The sequence below is a fragment of the Paenibacillus sp. J22R98 genome (genome assembly GCF_059383835.1).
This window is the reverse complement of record NZ_JBXENW010000003.1, coordinates 384,595-410,858: the sequence shown is the minus strand read 5'-3', so window position 1 is coordinate 410,858 and position 26,264 is coordinate 384,595. Positions and strand designations below refer to the sequence as shown.

At 49.9% G+C, this 26,264-nt stretch carries 30 protein-coding genes; 1 reads left to right on the top strand and 29 read right to left on the bottom strand.

Going from position 1 to position 26,264, the window contains the following annotated elements:
- Positions 1–121: 121 nt before the first annotated feature.
- From panD to AC50Y3_RS11990, 11 genes are all read right to left on the bottom strand, one after another.
- Positions 122–505 carry an aspartate 1-decarboxylase gene (gene panD / locus AC50Y3_RS12040; protein ID WP_494818973.1) on the bottom strand — a complete coding sequence of 128 codons (384 nt, stop codon included), beginning with the start codon at positions 503–505 and terminating at the stop codon, positions 122–124.
- Positions 420–1,388, bottom strand: a complete 969-nt coding sequence (gene panC, locus AC50Y3_RS12035) for a pantoate--beta-alanine ligase (protein ID WP_494818972.1) — start codon at positions 1,386–1,388, stop codon at positions 420–422. Before panC ends, panD begins: the two co-directional genes overlap by 86 nt.
- Positions 1,385–2,353 (bottom strand): 3-methyl-2-oxobutanoate hydroxymethyltransferase, encoded by a 969-nt coding sequence (panB, locus tag AC50Y3_RS12030; RefSeq protein WP_494818971.1) that lies wholly within the window; start codon positions 2,351–2,353, stop codon positions 1,385–1,387. Before panB ends, panC begins: the two co-directional genes overlap by 4 nt.
- A 399-nt stretch (positions 2,354–2,752) precedes the next feature.
- Positions 2,753–3,736 carry a biotin--[acetyl-CoA-carboxylase] ligase gene (locus AC50Y3_RS12025; RefSeq protein WP_494818970.1) on the bottom strand — a complete coding sequence of 328 codons (984 nt, stop codon included), beginning with the start codon at positions 3,734–3,736 and terminating at the stop codon, positions 2,753–2,755.
- Positions 3,733–5,064 (bottom strand): CCA tRNA nucleotidyltransferase, encoded by a 1,332-nt coding sequence (locus AC50Y3_RS12020; RefSeq protein ID WP_494818969.1) that lies wholly within the window; start codon positions 5,062–5,064, stop codon positions 3,733–3,735. The genes AC50Y3_RS12025 and AC50Y3_RS12020 overlap by 4 nt, the downstream gene beginning before the upstream one ends.
- Positions 5,065–5,111: 47 nt before the next feature.
- Positions 5,112–6,272 (bottom strand): N-acetyl-alpha-D-glucosaminyl L-malate synthase BshA, encoded by a 1,161-nt coding sequence (gene bshA, locus AC50Y3_RS12015; protein ID WP_494818968.1) that lies wholly within the window; start codon positions 6,270–6,272, stop codon positions 5,112–5,114.
- Between the two features lie 125 nt (positions 6,273–6,397).
- The gene (gene bshB1, locus AC50Y3_RS12010) at positions 6,398–7,096 is read right to left on the bottom strand and encodes a bacillithiol biosynthesis deacetylase BshB1 (RefSeq protein WP_494818967.1); all 699 of its coding nucleotides are present in this window, start codon (positions 7,094–7,096) and stop codon (positions 6,398–6,400) included.
- Positions 7,093–7,512 carry a methylglyoxal synthase gene (locus tag AC50Y3_RS12005; RefSeq protein ID WP_494818966.1) on the bottom strand — a complete coding sequence of 140 codons (420 nt, stop codon included), beginning with the start codon at positions 7,510–7,512 and terminating at the stop codon, positions 7,093–7,095. The genes bshB1 and AC50Y3_RS12005 overlap by 4 nt, the downstream gene beginning before the upstream one ends.
- Before the next feature lie 64 nt (positions 7,513–7,576).
- Positions 7,577–8,383, bottom strand: coding sequence for a 4-hydroxy-tetrahydrodipicolinate reductase (gene dapB / locus AC50Y3_RS12000; protein ID WP_494818965.1), 807 nt, complete (start codon positions 8,381–8,383; stop codon positions 7,577–7,579).
- Between the two features lie 7 nt (positions 8,384–8,390).
- Entirely contained in the window at positions 8,391–8,936 is a 546-nt protein-coding gene (locus AC50Y3_RS11995; protein ID WP_494818964.1) for a tetratricopeptide repeat protein, read from the bottom strand.
- A gap of 53 nt (positions 8,937–8,989) precedes the next feature.
- Positions 8,990–9,310 carry a nucleotide pyrophosphohydrolase gene (locus AC50Y3_RS11990; RefSeq protein WP_494819240.1) on the bottom strand — a complete coding sequence of 107 codons (321 nt, stop codon included), beginning with the start codon at positions 9,308–9,310 and terminating at the stop codon, positions 8,990–8,992.
- Positions 9,311–9,513: 203 nt separating this feature from the next.
- Here AC50Y3_RS11990 and AC50Y3_RS11985 point away from each other — a divergent pair, with 203 nt between their 5' ends.
- Complete coding sequence (locus AC50Y3_RS11985; protein WP_494819239.1) at positions 9,514–10,341, top strand: YitT family protein; 828 nt, start codon at positions 9,514–9,516, stop codon at positions 10,339–10,341.
- Between the two features lie 6 nt (positions 10,342–10,347).
- Here the strand turns inward: AC50Y3_RS11985 and AC50Y3_RS11980 are convergent, their stop codons facing one another.
- The 18 genes from AC50Y3_RS11980 to trpD form a co-directional block, all read right to left on the bottom strand.
- Positions 10,348–11,262, bottom strand: a complete 915-nt coding sequence (locus AC50Y3_RS11980) for a hypothetical protein (RefSeq protein WP_494818963.1) — start codon at positions 11,260–11,262, stop codon at positions 10,348–10,350.
- A 44-nt stretch (positions 11,263–11,306) separates the two neighbouring features.
- A complete protein-coding gene (locus tag AC50Y3_RS11975) occupies positions 11,307–11,879 on the bottom strand; it encodes a DUF1405 domain-containing protein (protein ID WP_494819238.1) in 573 nt (190 codons plus the stop codon).
- 177 nt (positions 11,880–12,056) lie between these two features.
- Complete coding sequence (locus AC50Y3_RS11970; protein WP_494818962.1) at positions 12,057–12,938, bottom strand: c-type cytochrome; 882 nt, start codon at positions 12,936–12,938, stop codon at positions 12,057–12,059.
- 22 nt (positions 12,939–12,960) lie between these two features.
- A complete protein-coding gene (gene qcrB, locus AC50Y3_RS11965; protein WP_090976689.1) occupies positions 12,961–13,632 on the bottom strand; it encodes a menaquinol-cytochrome c reductase cytochrome b subunit in 672 nt (223 codons plus the stop codon).
- 16 nt (positions 13,633–13,648) lie between these two features.
- Positions 13,649–14,179: a QcrA and Rieske domain-containing protein gene (locus AC50Y3_RS11960; protein WP_494818961.1), complete on the bottom strand. Its 531-nt coding sequence runs from the start codon at positions 14,177–14,179 to the stop codon at positions 13,649–13,651.
- Between the two features lie 254 nt (positions 14,180–14,433).
- Positions 14,434–14,856, bottom strand: coding sequence for a DUF2487 family protein (locus tag AC50Y3_RS11955; RefSeq protein WP_494818960.1), 423 nt, complete (start codon positions 14,854–14,856; stop codon positions 14,434–14,436).
- 163 nt (positions 14,857–15,019) lie between these two features.
- On the bottom strand, positions 15,020–15,202 hold the full coding sequence (locus tag AC50Y3_RS11950) for an IDEAL domain-containing protein (protein ID WP_090976696.1): 183 nt from the start codon (positions 15,200–15,202) through the stop codon (positions 15,020–15,022).
- Positions 15,203–15,494: 292 nt separating this feature from the next.
- The gene (locus AC50Y3_RS11945; protein ID WP_494818959.1) at positions 15,495–16,751 is read right to left on the bottom strand and encodes a hypothetical protein; all 1,257 of its coding nucleotides are present in this window, start codon (positions 16,749–16,751) and stop codon (positions 15,495–15,497) included.
- 146 nt (positions 16,752–16,897) lie between these two features.
- Positions 16,898–17,488 (bottom strand): histidine phosphatase family protein, encoded by a 591-nt coding sequence (locus tag AC50Y3_RS11940; RefSeq protein WP_494819237.1) that lies wholly within the window; start codon positions 17,486–17,488, stop codon positions 16,898–16,900.
- Positions 17,489–17,538: 50 nt separating this feature from the next.
- Positions 17,539–18,141 (bottom strand): anti-sigma factor family protein, encoded by a 603-nt coding sequence (locus AC50Y3_RS11935; protein WP_494818958.1) that lies wholly within the window; start codon positions 18,139–18,141, stop codon positions 17,539–17,541.
- Positions 18,138–18,734 (bottom strand): RNA polymerase sigma factor, encoded by a 597-nt coding sequence (locus tag AC50Y3_RS11930; RefSeq protein WP_090976703.1) that lies wholly within the window; start codon positions 18,732–18,734, stop codon positions 18,138–18,140. The genes AC50Y3_RS11935 and AC50Y3_RS11930 overlap by 4 nt, the downstream gene beginning before the upstream one ends.
- 581 nt (positions 18,735–19,315) lie before the next feature.
- Entirely contained in the window at positions 19,316–20,407 is a 1,092-nt protein-coding gene (locus AC50Y3_RS11925; RefSeq protein WP_494818957.1) for a prephenate dehydrogenase, read from the bottom strand.
- Positions 20,408–20,411: 4 nt separating this feature from the next.
- Positions 20,412–21,509 carry a histidinol-phosphate transaminase gene (gene hisC / locus AC50Y3_RS11920; protein WP_494818956.1) on the bottom strand — a complete coding sequence of 366 codons (1,098 nt, stop codon included), beginning with the start codon at positions 21,507–21,509 and terminating at the stop codon, positions 20,412–20,414.
- A gap of 190 nt (positions 21,510–21,699) precedes the next feature.
- Positions 21,700–22,509, bottom strand: coding sequence for a tryptophan synthase subunit alpha (gene trpA, locus AC50Y3_RS11915; RefSeq protein ID WP_494819236.1), 810 nt, complete (start codon positions 22,507–22,509; stop codon positions 21,700–21,702).
- Complete coding sequence (gene trpB / locus AC50Y3_RS11910; protein WP_494818955.1) at positions 22,505–23,710, bottom strand: tryptophan synthase subunit beta; 1,206 nt, start codon at positions 23,708–23,710, stop codon at positions 22,505–22,507. The genes trpA and trpB overlap by 5 nt, the downstream gene beginning before the upstream one ends.
- Entirely contained in the window at positions 23,707–24,420 is a 714-nt protein-coding gene (locus AC50Y3_RS11905; RefSeq protein WP_494818954.1) for a phosphoribosylanthranilate isomerase, read from the bottom strand. Before AC50Y3_RS11905 ends, trpB begins: the two co-directional genes overlap by 4 nt.
- A complete protein-coding gene (gene trpC / locus AC50Y3_RS11900) occupies positions 24,420–25,214 on the bottom strand; it encodes an indole-3-glycerol phosphate synthase TrpC (RefSeq protein WP_494818953.1) in 795 nt (264 codons plus the stop codon). The genes AC50Y3_RS11905 and trpC overlap by 1 nt, the downstream gene beginning before the upstream one ends.
- A complete protein-coding gene (trpD, locus tag AC50Y3_RS11895) occupies positions 25,204–26,256 on the bottom strand; it encodes an anthranilate phosphoribosyltransferase (protein ID WP_494818952.1) in 1,053 nt (350 codons plus the stop codon). Before trpD ends, trpC begins: the two co-directional genes overlap by 11 nt.
- Between the last annotated feature and the right edge of the window lie 8 nt (positions 26,257–26,264).

The window sequence follows — 26,264 nt, the reverse complement described above, 5'->3', positions numbered from 1 at the left end:
CACCCACCTTCACGCCAGGATAGAAGTGAATTTGTTATGCTCATTCTTTGCCCCGGCACTGCTTTTCATACCCTATCCCAGACGTTTCACAGCGCTGGCATCAAGTGCGGTTGACGGCCGTTTACAAAATAGTGGCATGCAATTCCTGCTCAAGCAGTTGAACAGGCTTGTTTCCTGCATCGAGGATGACAACCTTTGGCTTGTACGTCCGAGCCTCTTCCTCGGTCATCATGCCGTACCCGATAATAATGACATTATCTCCAGGCTGTACAAGGCGTGCCGCTGCACCATTCAAACAGATCACGCCGGAGCCGCGCGGCCCTGTAATGACGTATGTCTCCAGACGGGCACCGTTATTATTATTGACGATTTGCACTTTCTCATTAGCCCAAAGATCGGCAAGATCCATCAAGTCCTCATCAATGGTGATGCTGCCCACATAATTGAGGTTCGCTTCCGTGACGGTCGCCCGGTGAAGCTTGGATTTCATCATCGTTCTGAACATTTGTGTCACCTCCGCCGAGTTGAAATAAACGATTGTCAATCAAGCGCGTGCTGCCGAATTTAACCGCAAGCGCAATTATTATGGTTTGAGATAAAGTTGATAATTCCGTATTGGCATCCAAAGGCGATAAATTCGGGTATGAAAGTAATTCCGCGTAATCAATCTCCGCAAGCGGAACCGATTGAATCGAATCCGCGATGAGCTTAGACAGCTTCAGACGCGTCATTCCAGGCTGCTTAAGCCAGCTCTCGGCCGCTCTAAGCGTCTCTGACAATATAACGGCTTGCTTGCGCTGATCGGCGCTTAAATACACATTCCGCGAGCTCATGGCGAGACCATCTGCTTCACGTACCGTTTCACAGCGCACGATTCGAACCGGCATATTGAGATCATGTACCATCTGTTCGATAACTGCAACCTGCTGCGCGTCTTTCATGCCGAAATAGGCACGATTCGGTTGAACCAGATTAAACAGCTTACTGACGACAATACCGACACCGTCAAAATGACCCGGACGCGAAGCGCCGCACAATCGTTCGGTCACTTCAGTAATCAGCACCTTAGTCAGCGGTTTGGTCGGGTACATTTCTTGAACGGTCGGCGCAAACAGTAAGTCAATTCCATTAGCCCGCGCAAGAGCGGAATCCCGCTCCAAATCCCTTGGGTAGCGGTCGAAATCTTCATTCGGTCCAAATTGAAGCGGGTTTACGAATATGGTTAAAACCGTATAATTGCATTCTTCACGCGCCCGCTTCATCAGGCTTGCATGACCTTCGTGCAGAAATCCCATTGTAGGAACGATGCCGATAAGACCTTCCGGTTTGTTCTTTCGCTGCTCTGCCAGGTGAGCTCTGAGTTCTTGAATCGTGGTACAAACAATCACACCAGTCCGCCTCCTTTGACGGCATCTGCCACAGGCTTCTCAGCTTGCTTGGATGTCGCCGCTGCGGTTGTTTCTCCTTTAGCGGAGGTAGATGCTGCCCCTGATCCTGTGGCCGGCTCCGAACCTGAGCCATAAAGCTGCCTCAACAGTTCCTGCTCCATCGGAAACGCATGCGCTTCCTGCGGGAATTCGCGGGACTTCACTTCGGAAACGTAGGAGCCGATAGCATTACGGATCGTTGTTCCAAGGTCCGCATAGGTTTTGACGAAACGCTTCTCCCGATAGGGTGATGCATATTGCAAAATATCGTGATACACGAGCACTTGACCATCGCAGCCGCGGCCGGCACCGATCCCGATGGTCGGAATCGAAAGCGCCGACGAGATCGCTTCAGCCAATGGTTCCGTCACAAGCTCGAGCACGATACTGAACGCTCCGGCCGCTTCAAGCGCCTTGGCATCTTCAATGAGCTGCTGCGCTTCGCGCTCTAGCTTGCCTTGCACACGATAACCGCCGAGCTGATGAACGGACTGCGGTGTAAGTCCGATATGTCCCATAACTGGAATGCCCGCTCTGACACATGCGGCAACTTCGTCCGCGATATCTGCGCCACCTTCCAATTTCACGGCATGCGCATAACCTTCCTGCAGCAACCGGCCCGCATTGCGGAGTGTCGTTTCCTTGCCAAGCCGGTAAGTCATGAACGGCAAATCGGCGACGATAAATGTATTTGTTGCACCACGAGCTACTGCTCTGGAATGATAAACCATGTCGTCTAACGTTACCGGAATTGTCGTGTCGTAACCGAGCACCACATTGCCGAGTGAATCCCCGACAAGAATCACATCAATTCCGGCTTCTTCGGCAAGCTTAGCCGAAGGATAATCATAGGCGGTAAGCATGGAAATTGGCTCGCCGCTTTGCTTCATTTTCTTAAGCTTCGTAATAGTCAACGGTTGTTTCATTGCTCCGTCCTCCTTCAGGGATTGGTCCGGCTCCCTCTCGTGGATCTGTAAAGCTTAGTTTAAGCTTTCACGATCGCGGGTCGTCCTATGTGATCAACACAAAAAAACCTTCTAGCACCCGCTACAAAGGTCCAATCCAAAAAGGAACGTCCTGTTTCAAGGTGAAACGGCTGTCACCGGCCTATTGGCGGAGAAGCGTTTCAAGAAGAGCTTCCTTCTGTCTCGGTCCCTAACGGCTCAGAGCAGAATGCGCACTGCTTAACGATACATCCAATTCTATCCGCAAACTGAAGCTCCACTTTCCGGTGCAGTTCGTACGCGACGATACCACCCATTAATGGAGCATGCTAGTAAGGCGAGTATATCAAAAAATCGATGCCGCGTCTATGAACCCTTCGCCTATCCTTGGGGCACTTGTTCACTCGAAAATATCGGTACGATCGTCCCATCGCTCTTCCGGACAAGCAGAGCCCCTTGCTCATTAAGCCCGACCGGTGTGGCGATGGTTTCACCGCTTGAGAGAATCAATCTTGTCGGTTTATTCAGCGTAACCGACAGCGCCTCCCATAACATTCGGATGGGGCCGAAGCCGTCCTTCTGATAGATCGTATAGAGCTGTTCGAACTGTTCGAAGAACGCGGCAATAATTTCAGCCCGATCAAGCGGCTTGCCAAGCTCGATCTGCAGCGAGGTTGCGATATCCAGCAGCTCCTGCGGGAAATCATCCGCCGTTAGGTTGACGCTGATGCCAATGCCGGCAATCACGTAACGCAGCCGTTCTTCTTCAGCGGTGGATTCCAGCAGAATGCCGCTTATTTTCTTGCCGCCGATCAGCAGGTCGTTTGGCCATTTGATGCCAATATCGAGCGGCGAAGCAATGGCTCGCAGTGCGCGGCAGAGCGCAACAGCTGTTAACAGCGTAAGCTGCGGAGCAAAATGCAGCGGCATTCCCGGTCTAAGTATAAAGCTCATATAGATGCCTTTTCCTGATGGCGACACCCATTTGCGTCCTAATCGGCCTCGCCCGCTCGTCTGCTGCTCCGCGATGACCAGCGTGCCTTCTGCTGCACCTTCTTCGGCCAATCGCTGCGCAATATTTTGCGTGGAATCAACGGAGTCGAACAGGCGGATCTTCTGTATGATCGAAGTTCCTTTGCTTTGCAGCTTCAATGTCAATTCCTGCGGTGTAAGCTTGGAAGGACGGCCGATCAAACGATAGCCTAACCGCCTTGAGGCTTCAATATGGTAGCCGGCCGCCTCCAGCTTCTTTATTTGCTTCCAAACCGCCGTACGGCTGATTTGGAGCTCTTGACTCAGCAGTTCGCCTGAGAGGTAACCCGTCCCAGCCGATTGCTGCTCTAACAGCTCTAGTATCCGATTCATGTTAACTCCTCTTGGACTTCCGATCTATGGTTATGGAGCAATGCATCGGCAGCTGCCTTCAGCAAAGCCTGTTTGTCATTCGGAATATCTCCAGCTGCCACAGCATGCAACAGCTTATTTAGCAAATTGCCGAGCCATGGCCCGGATGATTGTTTTGAGAACGCTAGGATATCCGTTCCTTTGACGGCCAGCTCTCGGATCGCAGAAGCCGGAACGGCACCCAGCCACTCGTGAAGCTGCTTTACTATATTATTGGACATCGCTGCCTCTGTCGAAACAAGCTCAGGTATCGCTGTGCCGATTCGCAGCCACTGCTGAGCAGCTTGTTTCCCGTATTGCAAAATAAGACGAACCCACTTGCGGCGCCCGCATTCGTCCAGACTAAGATCACTCTGCAGTTCGTTGTGAATGCCTATTACAGCTTTCAACTGCCCACTGCGAGCTGTTGCATAACGGAGTCTTGCGAACAATTCGTTGGCTTGTCCTTGGTCTAATCGAAGCGACATGCATAGCGCAGCCCAGCGATCCTCGTCAGCTTCCAGCCGAATCATGTCCTGTATGACGTTTCTATGAGCTTGCAATGAAGCCTCATTGTGTTCACGTCTGTATTGTTCCGCCGACTCCACCATAAGCTGCGGCAACGGTTCTTTCGTATGCTTGAGCAGTCCGCTTACCGCAAGATAGGCAGCTGCACGTGCAGGATCGCTGCCCCCGATCATTTTATCGAATTCCAGGCCGATTCGTTCCATCGCAATATGCGCAAGCAAATGCCGATGGCGCAGAACGGCTCGCCAAGTCTGCATCGCAATCCGCAGTTCAAATGCTGCTGCAAACCGCACCGCGCGGACAATACGAAGCGCATCCTCCTGCAATCTCGCATCCGGATCACCAACGCAGCGAAGAACGCCTTCTCGCAGATCCCGCTGCCCGCCGAATGGATCATAGATGGATCCATCACTACGCATCGCCATGCTGTTAATCGTGAAATCGCGCCGCAGCAGGTCCTCGTCTAAGCTCTTTACGAATTGAACCTGTGCTGGCCGCCTGAATTTCTCGTATACCGATTCCGTACGGAACGTCGTCACCTCGTAGGTTACACGTTCATGCACAACCGTAACTGTTCCATGCTGCAATCCGGTAGGAATCGTATGCGGAAATGCAGCAATAACCTGCTCCGGGGATGCTGCGGTTGCAATATCAACATCCTTGAGCGTCCGTCCCATAATCGTATCGCGGACACAGCCGCCTACGAACACCGTTTCATGCCCTAAGCTTTCAAGTGTATGAAGCAAAGGGAGCGCCCTTGTCAGCGCATCACTCCACGACATCGGCACTCCCCTCCTGAGGTTTATTTTTCATCGAAATTACGCATTTATTAATCGCAAACCGGTACCGGAATATCCGCTTCAATGCCGAGCACCTTGTAGTAGATCCGCTCGTATTCCGCTGTGATCAAATCATTGCAGAACTGGCGGCGAGCCCGGTGAAGGCAAGCCTCGCGGACTTGACGGTACAGTTCAGGATTGCGCAGCAGCTTGATCGCATTGGCAGCCATGCTGTCCGTATCGCCGATTGGCGATAAGTAGCCGGTTTCGCCATGCGTGACAAGCTCAGGAATACCGCCGGCAATCGATCCGATTGTCGGTACGCCGCAAGCCATTGCTTCAAGTGCAACCAGTCCGAAGCTCTCTTTCTCCGAAGGCAGCAGCATGACGTCCGCAATCGAAATCACCTGTGCGACATCATCCTGTTTGCCAAGGAAATGAACCCGATCCTGCAGGCCAAGCTGGCGAATTTTCATCTGTACCTTCGGTAAATCCGGTCCTTCTCCAACGAGCAGCAAACGGCTTGGCACTTCCTTTGCCACCTTCGCAAAGATATCTACGACATCACTAAGCCGCTTAACCGGTCTGAAGTTGGAAATATGCATTAATATCTTCTCGTCTTTACTCGCGAAATCGCTTCGCAAGGAGCTGCACTCCCGCGGGTAATAGACTCGTTTATCGACAAAGTTGTAAGTAAGCTCAATCGGTTTCGTAATATCGAGCAGCTCGCGGGTTTCATGAATAAGATCATTGGAAACCGCCGTCACCGCATCGCTTTTGTTAATGCCCATCCGGATTAGATCCTTGAGCGACTCATCTTGCGCAAGCACGGTGATATCCGTGCCATGCAGCGTCGTAACGGTCTTCAGATGATCTCCGACCATTTGCTTCGCGAGGAACGCGCAGACAGCATGCGGAACCGCATAATGCACATGAAGCACATCAAGCTGTTGGTTTTTGACGACCTGCGCCATTTTGCTGGCTAATGATAAATCATAAGGCGGGTAACGGAACACATAATAATCGTTTACTTCAACTTCATGATAAAAGATGTTTTTCTGGAATTGCCCAAGTCGGAAAGGAACGCTATGTGTAATAAAATGAATTTCATGCCCCTTCTCTGCAAGAAGCTTCCCAAGCTCCGTTGCAACAACGCCGGAGCCGCCGAGTGTCGGATAACAAGTAATCCCGATTTTCAAGCGTTTGGCCATGTCTTCCACCTCCTGTTGTACAACGCTATTAAGAATAAACGGTTATCGCCATCCTTCGAGCGGATGAACTCGTTTTTTCAATTATATGCCCGAATTAGGCGAATTCCGCTACTTTAGATCATTCTTTAAAATAAAGTTACCGTATGTGGGCGCTTTATTGCAAATCCTTCCGCATAAGCCCAGCCTCTTGTCTGTCCCAATAGCATGTCCCGCGCTTCAACACGCTGAATATAACGATCGGTAAGCGGCGTCTGTACACGGTCTTCCCCTGGCTGCGGCGGCGCAAACTGCGAGCGATATGCCTGGAGCGATTTAATCTTTGTATCCATGTGCTCGCTGATATCGGTGATGAGACTTACTTCATTGCTGTCGTTTATGTAATAGAAGTACAGCTGCTCCACTTGTACAGGCGGCAATTCAGGCAAGTAATTGCGAAGCTTGGCATTGAAAACGGCCTCTTCGATCAGTCGGCTGCAGCTGACATGATCCGGATGCCTGTCCGACCAATAAGGTGCAAAGACTAGACGCGGGCGCAATCGACGGATTTCAGCGACAATGGCCTCGATTTGATCAGCCGCTCCGGTTAAGCCCCTGTCCGGCAGCTTCAGTGTCGAACGATAGGATAAACCTAGCACCTTAGAAGCTTCGGCAGCTTCCTGCCGCCTCATTTCGACGGTGCCATTGGATGACATTTCCGCTTCTGTCAAATCGCAAATGGCAACCTTAACGCCTTCAGACGTATGTTTGGCAATCGTGCCCCCCATGCCGATTTCAACATCATCGGGATGGGCGCCGAATGCAAGAATATCGACAGCTTCGATCATTCCGCTTCACCTGGCTTGTATTTATGAACAAGCTCACGCCAAGCGAAATCGCCGCGTTGCAGCGCTCTGACCAGCAGCTCGCCTGTAGCCACATTCGTCGCTACCGGAATTCCTTGTACGTCACAAAGCCTCAGAAGCGCGATGATGTCCGGCTCGTGCGGCTGCGCCATCAAGGGATCACGCAGGAAGATGATGAGATCCATTTCATTTTGTGCCACAAGAGCTCCGATTTGCTGATCGCCGCCAAGCGGACCGGACATGAAGCGATGGATCGACAATTTTGTTTGCTCCATAATCCGTGTGCCCGTCGTACCTGTCGAATAGAGCTTATGGCCTTGAAAAACATGCTCGTATGCGATGACAAAGTTAACCATTTCATCTTTCTTTCGATCGTGCGCAATAAACGCGATGTTCATTACCAGCCGCACTCCTCTCCTGAATATCCGCATGTGATGTCATTTGCGCGGTTTATTAGGTTATTTAGTCCATCAAATGCTCGAAGCCATAAATGAGTCCCGTATAAGTCATTACTTTCTTGCAAGCTACGCTGACGCCCGGCATATAACCGGCACGCTCGTAGGAATCATGACGAATTTTGAGCGTTTGCCCATGACCGCCGAATACAACCTCTTGTTGAGCGAATACACCCGGCAAACGAACACTATGTATACGGAATCCATTGTAATAGCCACCGCGTGCGCCTTCGATAATTTCCTCTTCCTTCGGATTCCCTTGACGCAGCTCTTGACGTGCAGCTGAGATCAGCTCTGCTGTCTTGATGGAAGTCCCTGACGGAGCATCGAGCTTCTGATCTCCGTGATATTCGATAATTTCAACATGAGGCATATACTTAGCTGCTTGGGCAGCAAAACGCATCATAAGGATCGCGCCAATAGAGAAGTTAGGAGCAATCAAAGCACCAATGCCTCTCTCTTTGCACAGCTCGTCCAATTCAGTCATTTGCTCAGGCGTTAATCCCGTCGTTCCGATAACCGGACGGACACCGTGAGCAATTGCCGTTGTAGTATTGCCGTATGCGGCACTTGGTACTGTAAAATCAACGAGTACATCCGCATTTGCTGCTGCCAAAGCTTCGTCCAGATCTGCACTAACGATAACGCCGCATGGCTGAAGTCCGACCAATGTACCGGCATCGATCGGACCTGCTGATGGAGATACCGCAGCCGCCAGCGTAAGTATTTCATCTTGTAGTACCATTTTCACGACCTCACGACCCATGCGGCCGCTTGCTCCCATTACTGCAACTCGAATCAATTCCGTCGACATCCTGCTTTCACCTGTTCCTTTTCCGTTTAGTACGTTGACTGTTCGCTCTCAGCATTCGCCGCTTGCGATTCATATCGGCGAATAACCGGCGTGCAGCCGCATGCTCAGGCTCAAGCCTTACCGCCTCGCGAGCATAGAGGGAAGCCTCTTCAAACCGGCTGATCGTCGCGTAGGCCGCGCTTAGCATAAGCAGCGCCTCAATATTGAGGGGATCCAGCCTTGATGCTTCATGAAGCAAGGCAAGTGCATCCTCGGTATGCGTCGACGAACGAGACAACAATCCTTCTGCTTGCAGTACAAGTGCCTTAGCTTTTACCGTTTCCAGGTGGAACTGATAAATCACTTGCAAAGGTTCAAGCTGTACCGCCTGTTCTGCATATTGGAGCGCCTTCTGCCATTTTCCGCTGCGGGCACAAGTGATCGAGCATTTATAGTAAGCTGCTCCATTACTCGGATCCAGCGCAATCGCTTCTTCAAAAAACAGGATTGCCTGTTCGAAATCGCCGCTTAGGATGGCTTCGTAAGCTTTCTTAATACTGCTCTCTCCGTCCATCCGCCCATCCTCCTTGTACACAGGTGATGGTACAGCATATGTAAGGACACGACTTACGGTTCGACGTTTTTTCGTGTCCAGCGATCGGCATCTCTTGTATTAAACTTATGCATGATACGGTCATGCGCTTCGGTAAGATCGATCCCTAATGAGTTTGCGAAGCAAATGACGATAAATAAAATGTCACCCAGCTCATTCTCGATGGAGTTGTCCGCTTCATCACTTTTCTTAGGTTTCTCGCCGAATTGATGATTGACCTCGCGCGCAAGCTCGCCTACTTCTTCCGTCATCCTGGCCAGCATGGACAGCGGACTAAAGTAACCTTCCTTGAACTGGGAGATATACGCGTCGACTTCCCGCTGCAGCTCGGCCATTGATTTCTCTGACACATGAAACATCCTCTCTTGACATGAGGTTCTTTTCATATGTTATATCAAAGCGCTTTTGAAAACAATGCTTTTGACAATCCCTGCAAAGAGACATACTATGTTAAAGCCTTCATAATTTTACGACCTTGCGGAAAGGAGAGAATTCCCCTTTGAAAACCAATTATGCACAGCTGCTTCGCACGCTTCCGATGGTCATGCTGGGTACAGCCATCTATGCATTCGGGCTCCATTACTTTCTCATCCCGAATCAGCTCATGGAAGGCGGCGTCACCGGGATCGCGATCTTGCTTAACTACTCGCTCGACTGGCCGCTTTCCATCTCAACACTTGTACTCAATATCCCGCTCTACTTCATAGGCTGGAAAGTACTCGGACGCTCCCATACCGGCTATACCATATTCGGCAGCGTGTCCTTGTCCTTGTTTCTCTATTTAATGGAAAAAATGATTGCAGCAGGTTGGATCGTACCGTTTCAAACTTCCAATGACTACATATTAGCAGCACTTTATGCGGGCGTAACGCTCGGAGCAGGCCTAGGAATCGTGTTCCGCTTCGGAGGTACCACAGGCGGCGTCGATATCATTGCCCGTATTGCCTCTAAGCTGAGGGGCTGGAGCATGGGACAAGTTATTTTATCGCTTGATATTCTCATTATCGGCATCTCACTTCTGTACATCACGAAGGAGAAAGTGTTATACACGCTCGTAGCCGTATTCATTGCATCGAAGATGATCGATTTCATCCAAGAAGGTGCCTATGCGGCAAAAGCATTCTCGATCATTACCGAGTCCGGCGATGAGATCGGTCTGCAAATAACGAAAGAAATGGAACGCGGCGTGACCATCTTCCCGGCGAAAGGCGCTTACTCAGGCAAACAAAAACAGGTCCTCTACTGCGTCGTCGCCCGTCATGAAATCCGACAGTTGAAATCGATCGTTCGCAGTATAGACCCGCTTGCTTTTATCGTTATATCCGAAGTACATGATGTCCTCGGTGAAGGGTTCAAAGAAGAATAACCTCACTTATTTGAAACGCTCTCGTGGAAAAGGAACCCCGTTCGGCTGCTGCCTGTATTTGCGCCAGCCGGCCAGAGCCAGAATCGCCATGACGAAAGCGGCAATAAACATTTCCGCGATTTGGGCGCGGCCATTGCGAAGACTGCCAATGGTCGTTCCCGGCGGAATCACTTCCGCGATTGCGACTTCCCCATCCGAACGTCTAAATAATTGATTGGCGGCATGATCCAGCCCACTCAGCGCAATTTGTACCGCTTCCGGACTCACCGTACCCCCTTCAACCCCTGCAAGTACCTGCTCCGCATACGTCATCTGTTCCTTCAATAGACGTAAGCTGGCTTCATCCCGCTGCATCAACGCAGCTACCTCGAAACGTTCTACATGCTCCCTGTAAATGCCAAGCGTCACAGTTGCCGCTTCAGCACGCCCCTCAGACTGCATCTGCCAGGCTGTTCGAATCCGTTGTTCATCTTCTCGCAGTATGCCTTCATATTGCAGCCACAGCGGCACATTAGGCCTGTTCAACGCATCTGCGGCCAGCTTAAGCCTTGCTGCTTGCGTATACCATAACCCGCTTGCTTGCTTCTGTAACAGCGCAGCCTTCGCCAGAGCCATACTTTCGTCAAAGGCAGTCCAGCCTGCAGCCGTCCCGCTTTTGCGTACAATCGGTGCTGCCGAAATCGTTTCAAGACGCTGCAGCAGCGTATACACCAGTTGGCGGTTAGATCCGTAAGCAGCCGTGTAAATTTGATCAGACAATGTACTCAGCTGTGCGATGGCATTGGACCTCGGATCCGTGCTAGGCGCCGATGATGCAGGCTTGGCCAAATTTCCGGCAGCGTAATTATATAGATTGCAGCCGGAAAGCAACACGGTAATCACTACACTGCATAACAGCGCGAATAGCGTTGATGAACGCATGCTCTCATCCCCCCCATTAACAAGGTATGGGGGGATGTCCAAACTTAGACCTTTCGAAATGAGATAAAGAGCCAAGTTACAAGCAAACTGACGACAGATAAGCCCATTGTAAACGACTGGATCGCCGGCAAATCATTCTCCAGCACATCTGGAAGCCACGGATAGATGAAATAGGTATAATCCATCGTATCGTTCAGGAGCAGCCACAGCAGCGCGAGAAAAGCAGCAAAACGGCCAAAGAGCATAAACCGAATATAGATGAGCGCTTCAACAGCCATAGCCAAGTGAGAAACAATCAGCATGTAATGCTGCCATTCGAGCTGATCGCCTTGTGCCGCGCCTGCAGCGATCATTGTGACTGCCCATATGCCATATTTTATTGAAGTAACGACGCCGAGTGCTTCAATGATGGAGCGCAGTCCTATGTAAAGTGGATTCGGCTTCGCAAGCACCGGAAAAATGAGAAACAACAGCGATAAAGTAAAGAATAAGCTGGCTGTCGGACTGTCCGGAACAAAAACAACCCGCCAAACCGGATGAAATTGCAAGGTGTACTCCATTTGCTTGCCGTACCAGATGTAACCGTATACAGTTCCTGCTGCATTCGTTAACACCATCAGCCATAGAAACAGCCGATTCGTCCACAAAGTGCGAATCCACAAGAATCCCGCAGTCTTCAACACCAGATCACTCTCCTACAAGGTGGTAACAGTAACAAGTATAACCAAAATCGTACCCCTAGTTTATAAAAAAACCTGATCGCAACGTACGATCAGGTTTAGTTTGTGCTATGTTTATTTTGCTTTTTGCTTCGAGAGCCAAGTGGTTAGCTGATCAATTTCTTCAGCTGTCAGCTTGTCTTTGAATGAAGGCATGTTGTTTTTACCGTTCGTTACGATATCAACAAGCTCTTCTTTGCTGAATTCATCGCCGATACCATGGAAAGATGGGATTCCAGCGCTTTCGTTACCTTTCAGATCCGCACCATGACATGCTACGCATTGTGCTTTCTTAGTCAGCTCGACAGCTGGATCGTCTTTATCCACGAGCGGAATTTCGACAGCCGCTGCTTCTCCGCCGCCACCGCCGGATTCTGCGGCTTTCTCTGCAGCTTCACGCGCTTTCTCTTCACGAATGATATGCTCAGGAATCGTGTTTGTCAGCTTCAGCTCGTGCTGGTAGTGATCCCACGATTGCTTCGTTAAGTAGAAGACAGAAATAAGCGACATGAACATTAGAATCGAAGTAATCGGACGTCTGTAGAAACGACGCTCTTTACCCGTATCCAAGAATGGAGCCAGCATTAACGCACCGAATGCAATACCCGGAACGCCTACAGTACCGAGAACGACATAGTCCTTCGATACGTATTGCAATTTAAGGAATTGATACAGGAACAGGAAGTACCAGTCCGGCATCGGAATAAAAGATGCATTCGTAGGATCCGCCGGATAACCAAGCGGAGCTGCTTCTGAAATCGTCAGAACAAGAAATCCAACGAGTACGACAACACCAACCATCCACTCCTTAAGCAGGAAGTTCGGAATAAATGCTTCCGATTTACCTGGATAAGCGGAATAGTCAGGTGGTGTAATCGGTCCAGTTACCGCTTTTTTACGAACCCGCGAGTCACCAACGAATACTACTTTTTCGTTTGATTTGTGGCCGTGTGCCATTCGCAAAATGCCTCCTTTCGGCTTATAGTGGTCCCGAAATACCTTGCTTCCGGATCATAAAGAAGTGTGCCGCAAGAAGCGCAAGCAATGCGCCTGGCAAGAAGAAGACGTGGATAGCGAAGAAGCGCGTCAACGTTTCAGCGCCTACGATCTCGCCGCCTTGCATTAGTTCTTTGATATATGTACCGATGTACGGTACGGATTCCGCGATTTGGATACCAACCTTCGTCGCGAAGTAGGCTTTGTTATCCCAAGGAAGCAGGTAGCCTGTGAATCCGAGGCCAAGCATGATGAAGAAAATCAACATCCCGACAACCCAGTTCATTTCGCGCGGCGCCTTGTATGAACCTGTGAAGAATACGCGAAGCGTATGCAGGAACATCATGACGATTACGAGTGATGCACCCCAGTGATGCATACCGCGAACGATACCGCCGAATGCCACTTTGTGCTGGAGATAGTCAACGCTCTTATAGGCATTGATAATATCCGGTACGAAGTACATCGTCAGGAACATACCTGACAGAATTTGAATGACTGTGATGAAAAACGTCAATCCGCCAAAGCAGTACACGAATGCGGAGAAATGATGAGCAGGGTTAACGTGCTCCGGAACCTCATGGTCCGCAACGTCCCTCCACATCGGCGTAATATCAAGACGTTCATCGATCCAGTTGTATACACCTTTTAACATCTGAGCTTACGCCTCCTTATACCCGTGTATTTGCTTTAACCGGTCCAAGATATACCCACTCGTTCTCGATCTTCAAATCGTATTCGTCGAGTGGTTTTGGTGCTACGACCAAGTTTTTACCGTCTTTGGTGTAGTGTGCTCCATGACATGGACAAACATATTCATTGTTTTTCTCTGTGTTCCAGCCAATGGTGCAGCCCAAATGTTTACATACCGGAGAAAGCGCGAATGCTTTTCCTTGATCATCCTTGGAAATCCAAGCTGTCAATTCCGGGTCGCTGACATACCATCCGTCAACCTGGTGAATTTTGAATTTAAATTCCTGAGGTTCGTTTGTAAGCTTGCTTGCCTCGACAACTTTAATCCATGTACCGCCGGCCTTTTTCTTCAAAATCGGGTCAACCGCAAAACGTATCATCGGAAGTGACATGCCTGCAGCCATGAATGCGCCTGCGCCTCCGAGCGTATACGACAAAAATTGACGTCTTGACATTCCCCTCTGTTTCACCGGGCGATGCGAATTATTGTGTTGTTCATGGTTACTCATCTTCTGTTCTACCCCCTTTGCTGAGCCATATCTTGTGTTCTGCCGGAGAAGGCAAAACATATGATGAACTAGGACATTACCTATAATAGCCTAGGTGATTTGGAGCGTCAAGAATATGGCGGGCAATTTGCTGTTCAGTTCAAAAACGCTTCTTAGATTTGTTATCATTTTGTCACAATTGACCTTGTCTGGCATTTGTTTTTCCCCAAGAGCTGTCACCTTATGCAATAGGATGCCATAGCAGCATAAGATTGCTACGCCCTTCCGAGCCAGAGCGTACGAACAGCGTCGCTAACCGCGGCTGCGCCTGGGATTAGACCGCTTTCGACAGGCTGGATGATCAGGTCTGCGCCAGTTTCAACACCCTCACTTGCGGTATGAAATGCAGTGACAATGATGACATGTTTGAAACCGATTCCGCGTAAATTGTCACAAATTCCTTTAAGCTGAGTTATGAATGCCGGCGTCCATTCGCCGTATTGACAAGCCGGGTATGTAACGATTCTTCCTTTGAACGGGTTTTCGATTAAATCTAGCACATCTCGAAGCCGTTCCAGTGCAGCGGTTGCTTCATAAGGCATTTCGGCTCCCGTTAGTCCTGTAACAGGCAGCACTGCTGTGTCCAGATAAGGCTGCAGTTCCGCCCACTGCTCAGCGCTTAGTTCGCTGAATTTCATTCTTCTCACCATTCCTTCATCATAAGCATGCGTCAAACGTACTTAGGGTATTCTAGCATTTAACCTATCATACCTCCACAAAAAAAAGCCCGCAAGCCGCTTATCGGATTATCTCCGAAGCGGACTGCAGACTTGGCTTTAGGCAGCATGCAAAGCTGCTTGATTATGCGTATAAAGATTTCAGCTCGTCGGTCAGGCGACGGAATTTATCCTTGTCGCCGGAGGCAAGCGCCTGATCAATAGCTTGATAAAGCTTATCCCTACGGAATTTGAGTACAGCTTCATCAAGTAACATTTCTGCGGCAAGCCCGAGCATCACTTCGTACGATACTTTCATTTTGTCCATAGGATACACCTCCAACACTGCGTTTAAGAGATCCTATATTCCTTTCCTTACGTTAGCCGCTCTCCATCGTCTATTGCTGATCAAGGCCGATCGTCTTTCTTGTCTTAAGTTGTGACGATTCCCGCAGGCGAATAAGTGAAAGCGTATAGGTGGGTTCCATCTGTGTAAACCCCATCATTGAGCGAACCGGCTCTACTAAATCATATTCATCACAATGAACTCCGCTAAGGACGATGGCCCTCTTCGGGTCATGAATGTGCTCATGCCTACCGTTTCCCGTACAATTGCCTTGCTAACGGTTCAGAACAATCGCTTCATCGTCAATACTTTGCCCCGCTACTATCGTCCTGCCCAGCGGAGTCATGCGAATCACTTGTCCAAATTCGGCATGCTCCCCAATTCTGAGAAGACCCAAATGCATCATCATGCTAATCAGCCGCTGTTCCAGAATCGTTTCGGGCTGATCATAATAGAAAGGTTTGATATAAGGGGTTAGCGTACTCATGATGGTTTCGGCTTTGACCCAGCGGCTGCCGAGCTTATCAATCCAATGTACGATCGCCCGAATATTAGGAATTGGGCCTTTGTAGAGTCTAAGCCAGAATTGATATAGCTTGTCCGGCGGCTCCGGTGTTTTCGCTGCTTGTCTTTCTTTGCCTGCCGGAGTCAATACAAGCATCGTTTCGGTTTCTGTAATCCAACCTTTATAGTAGCAATAGTCGTACAGCAGCGACATCCGGCTCGGATATTCCTTGATTCTTCGTCCGTAGCCAAAGCGCCATTCCCCTTTGCCCGGAAGTGGTTCCTTCACCCCAAACAGCTCAAGCAGCTGCAATACATTCCGTTTATACATGTTGCCCTCAGATGTCAGCGAGATTTCGTTCAAGTGAATGTAGGTCAGAAGCTGAGAGACATCGTCCCCCATTAACATTTGCTCATCCCGGTAAGCATGCGGCTCTTCGTCCGTATACGTAACTTGCGAGATAAGCCTGCGTTCCATCGTTTCTTTAAACCGTTCCTTCAAATCACTCGGAACCTGGAATAAATAACGGTCTGGTCCGGCATATCCGTTAAACAACCACCCGTATTGTTTAAACCTCGAAATCGTATCTCTCGGCCCAGGTTCAGGCAGTTGTTTCTCTTTGGCTGCTTTGGTCTTGCTGGTCGGCTTGGCCTTGGCATTGGCTTTGGAAGTACGACTTTTCTTGGGATCAACCACTGTTTCAATTGAAGCAACGGCTTGGCTAGTCCCGGTTTCCGTCTGCGTATCTGCTCCTGGGCTGCTGAATCTACTCTGCTGTACGCGTGCAATCAGTTCCTCCAAACTGAACGCATCTCTAGCATCAAACAAGAGGGAATTGATAAATCGGAGATCTTCTAGCTTCATAGCCCCGATCTGTGCTTCAAATACATCCCTGCGATTCACCGTGGACAAAATAGACTGAATCAAATCATTCTTCGAGTTTCCATTGCACTCACATTGATAGGTTGTCGCAATCCGGCTCAGCTGGCCAATGTCTGCGTAGCTAAGCATGTCCGCTAAATTCATCTATCAAACCTCCGTTCCCGGCCCCGCTTGCAGGTTTACTACCATTATGGGAACATTGGCGAAATTTATAACCTCCTGAGATAAAAAAAGCCACCGACCTTATAATTCTTGGTCAGTGGCTGTCTTTACATGTTACATCGATATTGTCAGCTTTGTTGAAGCTGCTCGAGATGAAGCGTGCAGTTATGAAGCAGCGGTGTCCAGGCTGCCCCTTCCCGCTCCAGGATGGAGAAAGATAAATTGTGAATCGGTTTGTCCGCCAGTTCAGCACACATCGCTTGCAGTAACTGGGCAAGCAGGCTGCCGTGAGTCACGACAAGCAGGTTTCTGGCAGGTACCACAGCTGCGGCTTCCTCAACGAATGCAAGAGAACGTTCTCGAACGGAAGCATCACTTTCTTGTCCGCAGTCGCATCGTTTCCAGTTCGGCCCCCACTTGGCCAGACGCTCAGGCTCTGTCGTTCCTTCAATCTCGCCGTAGAATCGTTCGCGAAGTCTCGCATCACCCGGCAATAACGGAATACCCAGTGTGTCAGCAACGATTCGAGCGGTTTCGACCGCACGGGACAGATTGCTGGAAACGACAGCATCCCATTTCATCGGTTCATGCAGCAAACGGTAAGCCAGTGCTTGGGCTTGCCTGATTCCTTCACTGTTTAGCGGAATATCGGTTTGTCCTTGGATTTTGCCAAGTCCATTCCAGTCTGTCTTACCATGGCGTATGAGTCCGATCCGCAACATTAATTCCCTCTTTCACTGAGAAGTCATCGTATATGTAGACGTATTGGCTAATTCCGCGTACGGGAGAACCAATTGAGAATAAGCAGAGTAATAATAATGCCGAGTAACGATAACGCCACATAGTATTGCGGTACCGTCGGCACTATATTCAATACGATTGGATCGCTAATGCTGGCAACAGGAACATCTGCGTAGAAGTCGGCGCTGATGACGGAACTGTCGCTGGCAGCGTTGGCTGTTTCGAGCAATCCTGTCAGCTTTGCCACCTCAACCGAAGAGGAATCTCCGATTCCCTTCAACAAGTAGAAAAGTCCGGAAACGAACATCGCCATGCAGCATGCAATAATCGCCGTCACATTCCTGCGGAATGATTTGGTGAATTGGTAGCTGCGATTAGCAACAGGCATATACCAGGATTGTTCCGTATAAATACGGTCCATGACCCCGGTATTTAAATGATCGATCGGGCCGATTTCATCGGAATGATCGGAGAAGAACTTGATTAGTTGCTCGCTTTCTTCCCACACACGAAATTCTTCCCTGCAAGTCTCGCAGGTCAGAAGATGTTCGTTGACTGACTTTCGTTCGCTATCATCTTCGGATAAATCCCAATAGACGCCAAACGATTGTTGTACTTCGAGGCACTTCATCGCATTTTCATCCCCTCGTATTCCTCCAGCATTGGCGATTCGCCGAAATACGGTTCAAGCTGTACTTTGACACTGCTGCGTGCACGAAACAGGAGCGACTTTACGGAGCTTACGGTTTGACCGAGGATATTGGCGATTTCCTGATAATCCAATTGGTCATACTCCCGTAATATAAGGGCTGATCGCTGTTTCTCCGGCAGGCTGTTAATCGCATCTCGAACCATGGACATCCGCTCGCTTTGCAGCAAACGCTGCTCCGGAACGGCTTCCGGCGGTGCGATAGGGATGTATCCGACTTCGTCAAAGGATACGCTGCCTGCTTTCTGCTTGCGCAATTCGCTAAGTACCGTATTTCGTGCAATGGTATATAACCATGTAGAGAAGGAAGCATCAACTTCCCGGAATGAGTGCAGACTACGGTACGCCTTGTAAAACGTTTCCGAGCATAAATCCTCTGCCAGAAGCTCGAGCTTTGCGCTCTTTAACATGTGGTAGATGAAGGCAAGGATTTTACGTTGGTAGCGCCGCATCAATTCGGAATATAGCTGTATGTTACCATCTTTGATTTCGCGTATAAGCTGGGAATCCGTCATCGCGGGCGACCCTCCTTGGCCTTAGGAGTGCTCCCGGTTCGGTAATATATTGTACCGATACGAGAGTGAAAAGTTGCGCGATCATCAAAAAAATGTTTCCTCGCATTATTCATTAATTATTTCGGTATATAAACCGAAAATCCTGCTTCTTTCGACATAATGCTTAGACCCACTTTTTTACATAATCTACACCGATTGTAACATGGCTGTCCGAGAGATAGGGTAAAATTTTCACAAAGATCCGATTCAACCGCGTGAAATGGGAGTCATTGCGAGTGGGAGTTGAAGAAGTAAGGCTTCATTATAGTAGGTGCCAGCCGGCTCTCCATACACATTGCGAAAGTGTCTGTTTGAAGGCTGCCACATCATTTGTTACTGTTCTCTCTGTTAGTAACGAATCGTTCGCGCTGAATGTTTCAACAGAATGGGTTTCTGCACAAAAAAAAAGACCGCCTATAAGGCGGCCCCGCAAAATTATGCGATGGATTTGGATAGGAGTGGAGAGAAACCATACTGTACCTTTATTATATGTATACGTTTTCATTCTGTCAATAAGCGTTTTCATTTTAGCACCAGCTCATTTAAAAATGGACAGAATATCCAATTTGATCCAGTTTGTGGACAGCAAGATCCAAGTCCTCTTGCTTACGGAAACTGAGTCTTAGTATACCGGGTACGTCTTCTCTGCTCTCGATAATTTGGATATTGCTCAAGTTGATATTACTGTTCCCGAGCTCTGTTGCAACATGGCCGATGATGCCGGGATGGTCAGGAACATCAATGTAACATTCATAAACGGAATGAATCATCCCCTTGCGTCGCTCCGGCAGCTTGCTGCGAAATTGTCCGGATTGCCGGAAAGCCTGCTCAATACCCGCTCCATCTTCGTTTTGCAGCATTTCGATGAAGGCGCTTGTCCCATCCTGCCATTCTTGCAGCAGCTTTAACAGCACGTCACGGTTGTTCACCAGAATGTCGCGCCATACGACCGGTTCACTGGAACCGATGCGCGTAATATCGCGGAAACCTCCGGCTGCCAGTACGCTGTATAGCGAATTGCTGTCATTATAGCCGCGAACCAGGTTCACAAGTGCCACCGCTATAATATGAGGAAGATGACTGATCGCACCGACAATTTCATCATGCTCTTCGGGACCCACATGTACAATATGGGCTTTGGTGTAGGTGAGCAGCTCAGTCAATTTGTCGATATCACGCTGCGTGGTTGAGGCATCAGGCGTCAACACGTAGAAAGCATTCTCGAATAAATAGGAAGAGGCCGCTTCTACGCCAGAGCGCTCCGAGCCTGCCATCGGGTGTCCTCCGATAAATACGGCGTTGCCTAACTGAGCATTTCGAGCCGTTGCCGCCACAGATGCTTTCGTACTGCCTACATCTGTAATGATACAACCCGGCTTTAAGTCGAGCCCGCTTAGGTCATGCACATATTGCTCCAGCGAACCTACAGGCACGCATAGAAAAATAAAATCCGCGCCTTCTGCCGCCTCGCGCAGAGACGTTGTCGCATGATCGACAACGCCTCTCTCGAGGTACTTGGCTGCGGATGATTCACGTATGGAATGACCGACGACCGTTATACCCGGTTTGCCTTTAAAACAAAGCGCGAGCGAGCCGCCGATTAAACCGACGCCGAATATCGCAATTTTCGTCATGATGTTAACCCAGCACCGCCGCTTCTGAGAGTACTTCTTCCAGCGCGCGAACGAACGCTTCGTTCTGCTCCTGGCTGCCTACCGTAATGCGGATATGATTCGGGTAGTACGACCAGCGTGCACGGGAGATAATTCCTTTGCGCAGCAATCCGTCGAATACCTGCTGTGAAGGCAGCTTCACATCCACCATAACAAAGTTGCCATGCGCTTCGAAATAGCTTAGACCAAGGCGGTCAAATTGCTCATACATGTACTGGATGCCTGCCGCATTACGTTCCTTGCAGCTGTTTAGGAATTCCAAGTCAGCAAGTGAAGCTTTAGCTGCAGCTTGTCCGAAACGGGATGTGTTAAACGGCTCACGAACCTGATTAATCGAGCGAATGACTTCTTCGTGACCGACACCATAACCGATACGAAGCGATGCGAGTCCGTAAACTTTGGAGAACGTACGCAGCACAATGACGTTCTTAAATTCAGGAAGCAGTGTAATGCCATCCGGGTAATCGGCATCCATTACATATTCAAAATAAGCCTCGTCGAGCACAACGATTACGTTCGAAGGCACTTGACGCACGAATGCTTCTAGCTCTTCTTTACGTACGATCGTACCTGTCGGGTTATTCGGGTTGCACACCCAAATGATCTTCGTGTTATCCGTAACTTTAGCCAGCATCGCAGGCAAATCATGCGTGCCGTTATTCAGTGGCACTTCGATGATCGTCGCGCCTTCGATTTCGCAGTTATGTTTGTACTGCGGGAATGTCTCGTCCGCCATAATCGTCTCGTCGCCGGGTGTTAGGTACGCACGGGCAAGCATGAGAATAACTTCATCGGAGCCGGCGCCAAAAATAATCTGTTTCGGCGTCACGCCGAGATATCGTGCTAAATCGTTCGTCAGTTCGACGCTTCCGCCATCCGGATAAATGCTAATGTTGTTAAGCTCATTCTGAATCGCAGCCTTGGCGTGCTCGGAGCTTCCGAACGGATTCTCATTGGATGCGAGCTTAATCACTTCTTTAAGGCCAAGCTCTCTCTTTACTTCTTCAATCGGCTTGCCTGGTTGGTACACTGGCAAATGAACGATACTTTGTTTGGGTTGCACCAATAATCACCTCGTATATGTGGCGTAGTTTAGAATTGCTATTTCAACATTGTCTCACAAGTCGTGGTCATTTAAAAGCTTTTTGCCCCATTTTCTTTCGCGCTTTTAAGCTTTTATGTACAGAAGCGTTTCACAAAAGAAATACCCTCTGGACCGCCGGAGGCAGCCCAAAGGGTATCGGATTAAAGTACTAGCCTCGCAGCTCTTGAACAAATGCACGGATTTGATCTAAGCCTTCTTGCTTCGTATCCTCTGCTTGCAGCAACGGTACGACCTCTTCGATCTTGCGAACGATCGCGCTTCCGACGATGACGCCATCGGCCTGTTTGCCGAAGCGTTCCACCTGCTCACGGCTGGAAATCCCAAAGCCGACCGCGATTGGCGTTGTTGTTGCTTCGCGAACCGTTGCAAGAAACTCGTCGATTCCGCTGTGGAAGTCTGCGCGAACGCCGGTAACTCCCAGCGAGGATACGCAATATACGAATCCGCGTGCCTTGGAAGCAATGCGCTTCACCCGATCATTGGACGTAGGAGCAACAAGCGGGATGAGATGAATATCCGCCGCCTCTGCCATTGCGCGAACCTCGGCATCCTCTTCAATCGGCAAATCCGGAATGATCAAACCGCTGATGCCTTTCTCGGTCACGAGACCAAAGAACCGTTCGAGTCCATATTGCAGTATAGGATTATAGTACGAGAACAGAATGAAGGGCAGTTTGATGCCGGCTTGACGGGCATTCTCGGCAACCTGAATGCAATCAACCAGCGTCACGCGACCATTCTTCAAAGCGCGCTCGGAAGCGCGTTGAATAACGGGACCGTCCGCCAACGGATCCGAATAAGGAACGCCCAGCTCCACCATATCAGCACCTGCTTGTTCCAGTGCGCCAATGATGTCCACAGAAGTGCCAAGGTCAGGGTCGCCAATTGTGAGGAACGGAATCAACGCGGTGCGGCCTTCTTCGCGCAGCCGCTGAAACGCTGCATCTATTTCATTAATGGCCATGGTTTTCGTCGCCTCCCAAGTAGCCCATAATCGCTTGTACGTCTTTGTCTCCGCGTCCTGACAAGCTGACCACGATAATTTGATCGCGGCTGAGTGTCGGAGCGAGCTTCATAACTTCAGCGATGGCATGCGCGGATTCCAGTGCCGGGATGATACCTTCTGTACGCGATAGCAGCTGAAGCCCTTCAAGTGCTTCCCCATCTGTAATCGGCACATAATTAGCTCGTCCAGTATCTTTGAGATATGCGTGCTCAGGTCCAATGCCCGGGTAGTCAAGGCCAGCGGAAATGGAATGAGCCGGCTGTACTTGTCCATGCTCGTCCTGCAGCACGTAGCTGAGCGAGCCTTGGAATACACCGTGACGTCCCTTCGTCATCGTTGCCGCATGCTCTTCCGTTTCCACGCCGCGGCCGGCAGCTTCAACACCGAGCAGCTTCACGCCATCGTCGCCGATGAACGGATAGAACATACCGATTGCATTGCTGCCACCGCCGACAGCTGCGACGACATAATCCGGCAAACGACCGACTTCTTTGAGAATTTGCTCTCTGGATTCATCGCCGATGATACGCTGGAAGTCACGAACCATCATCGGGTATGGATGAGGTCCTGTTACAGATCCGAGGATATAGTAGGTGTCATCTACATGGCTGACCCAGTAGCGAAGTGTTTCGTTACAAGCATCCTTAAGTGTACGTGTTCCAGAAGTAACGGGAACGACTTCTGCACCGAGGAGCTTCATACGGAATACATTCAGCTCTTGGCGCTTCGTATCTTCCTCACCCATGAACACTTTACATTCCATGCCCAGAAGCGCTGCTACCGTAGCCGATGCAACGCCATGCTGGCCAGCTCCTGTTTCGGCGATAATCTTCGTTTTCCCCATACGTTTGGCAAGCACGCCTTGACCAATCGTATTGTTGATTTTGTGTGCACCGGTATGGTTCAAATCTTCGCGTTTCAAATAGATTTGAGCGCCGCCCAGATGATCAGACAACCGCTGTGCATGATACAGCGAAGTAGGTCTGCCCGAATATTTGGTCAATAAGTAACGAACCTCTGCAATAAATTCCGGATCCTTCGAATAGTGCTGGTAAGCTTCCTCTAACTCAAGCAGCGCGTTCATGAGCGTCTCAGGCACATAACGTCCGCCGAATTTACCGAAGCGCCCGTTTACGTCCGGGACTTGGTTCATACGCTTCTCACCCTTTCCACAAACAATCGAATTTTCTGTATATCCTTCAAGCCGTCTGTCTCCACACCGCTCGACACATCCACACCGCTCGGGGAATACTGACTTAACAAATCCACCACATTATCCGGATGAAGCCCGCCTGCCACATAAAGCGGTACGCCGATAGCCGATGCAGCTTCTACATACCGATCAATGACATGCCACGCAAACGTCTGTCCGGTGCCTCCGCCGGCTGTATCGATGAGAATTCCATCTACTACTCCCGCGTAACCTTCAAGTCTTGAAGCCCCGGCGGAGTTATCTCCCTCGATATCCTTAACGGAGAACACTTTCCACACTTGAACGTGCAAAGTTTCTTTCACCTGTGCGCATAGCTGAGGTGACTCCTCACCGTGAAGCTGAACAACGTCGAGCGGAGCAACAGCCAGAACCGATTGCAGCTCTTGCAAGCTGGGATTAACGAACACGCCAACCGTCAAAGGAGCTTTACCCTCTTGCAAATGAAGCTTACGAGCCTCTTCGATTAGCGATCCGGCCAGCTCAGGAGACACTTGACGTTTGCTTGGCGCAAACACGAAACCGATCTCGTCAAAGGCAAGCCCGTTCATCTCGCGGATTGTTGCAGCATCTCGCAAACCGCATATTTTGATGCGTGTCGGATTGGATTTACCGGTATTGGTATGGTCTTGTTGAGTTCCTGCTGCAGACATTATGCGTTCACCGGTCCCATGAGCAGCTCAACAGCTGCGCCAACATCCGGCTGACGCATGAAATGCTCGCCAATCAATACGCCTTTCGCACCGGCAGCTTTCACAAACGCAATATCCTCACGCGAAGAGAGCGAGCTTTCGCTAATAACCGTTACACCGGGAGGCACAACGCCAATCAATCGCTCCGTCGTCTTAATATCCGTAACAAATGTGTGCAAATTCCGATTATTAATGCCAACCAGCGTTGCTTTGCCTAATCCAAGGACAGATTCCATTTCCTCTTCGTCATGAACTTCTACAAGGACATCGAGCCCAATCGATTTGGCTGTATCATAGAAATCCGCGAGCTGTGAAGGACGAAGAATAGCGGCAATCAGCAGGATTGCATCTGCACCGATTAAACGAGCCTCGTAAATTTGTCGGTGATCGATCGTAAAATCTTTACGTAATAATGGGACATGAACAGCCTTCGAAACGGCAGTCAAATACTCATTCTTACCTTGAAAATAATCCTCGTCCGTCAACACGGAGATACAGTCTGTGCCTGCATCCTCGTAGATACGGGCAAGCGCGACTGGGTCAAAATCCGGCCGGATCAGCCCTTTCGAAGGCGAAGCTTTCTTCACTTCGGCGATTAAGCCCAGATCCCGCTTCGTTCCGGACGTTAACCTGCGCTCGAAACCTCGACAAGGCGCTAATTCTGCGATCTGACGTTCAGCCGTTTTAATAGAAAAATGGGCCGCCAGATCATCTACTTCTTTCCGTTTAGATGCTACGATTTTATCAAGAAACATGACTCAACTCTCCTGTCGTTTCAATCAACTGCCGAAGCTTCATCGCTGCTTTGCCGGAATCAATGACGGACCGTGCCACAGCAACACCTGCCTGCAAGGAGTCCGCGCCGCCACCGACGAAGATACACGCTCCTGCGTTCGCCAGTACAATATCTCGGTAAGCGCCGAAGTCATCGCCGTTAAAGATCGAGCGGATGATACGTGCATTCTCGGCTGCGTCGCCGCCGATGACCTCACTTAAAGAGCGAGTTGTCAAACCAAGCTCCTCCGGCGTGATGGTATACGTGCGGACAGTGCCGCCCAGCAGCTCCGAAATTTGCGTTGGGGAAGAGATGCTGATTTCGTCCAATCCATCGAAGCTGCTTACAACCATCGCGCGTTTCAAGCCAAGCTCACCCAATACGGAAGCAATGGTCTCGGTTCTGGATTTATCATAAATGCCGAGAAGCTGACGGTCAGCGCCTGCCGGGTTCGTTAAAGGACCGAGCATATTAAAGATGGTGCGGATACCGATTTCGCGTCTTGGACCTGCTGCGTGTTTAAGCGATGGATGATATAGCTGGGCAAACATAAAGCAAATCCCTATGGAATCCAGGCAGCGTGCTGCCAGCTCCGGTGACAATGTAATGTTGACACCAAGCGCTTCAAGTGTGTCTGCGCTGCCGGATTTGCCGGACATCGCCCGGTTGCCGTGTTTGGCAACCCGGACGCCCGCTGCTGAAGCTATGATAGCAGATGCAGTCGAAATATTGAATTTATGAATACCGGAGCCACCGGTACCGCAGGTGTCCAGAAGACTGTTTCGTTCAGTTTGAACATGATTGGAAAACGAACGCATCGCTTCTGCGAAGCCTGTAATTTCGTCTTTGGTTTCGCCTTTCATTCGAAGCGCTGTAGCGATTGCGCCGATCTGTGCACCGGAAGCTTCGCCGCTCATAATAATCTCCATTACGCCGCGCGCTTCTTCCCGCGTCAGGTTCGTCCCGCCCACCACTACGTTCAGCGCCCGTTGCATTGTCATGAGTTCATTCGTAACTGCCATGCCCCCGC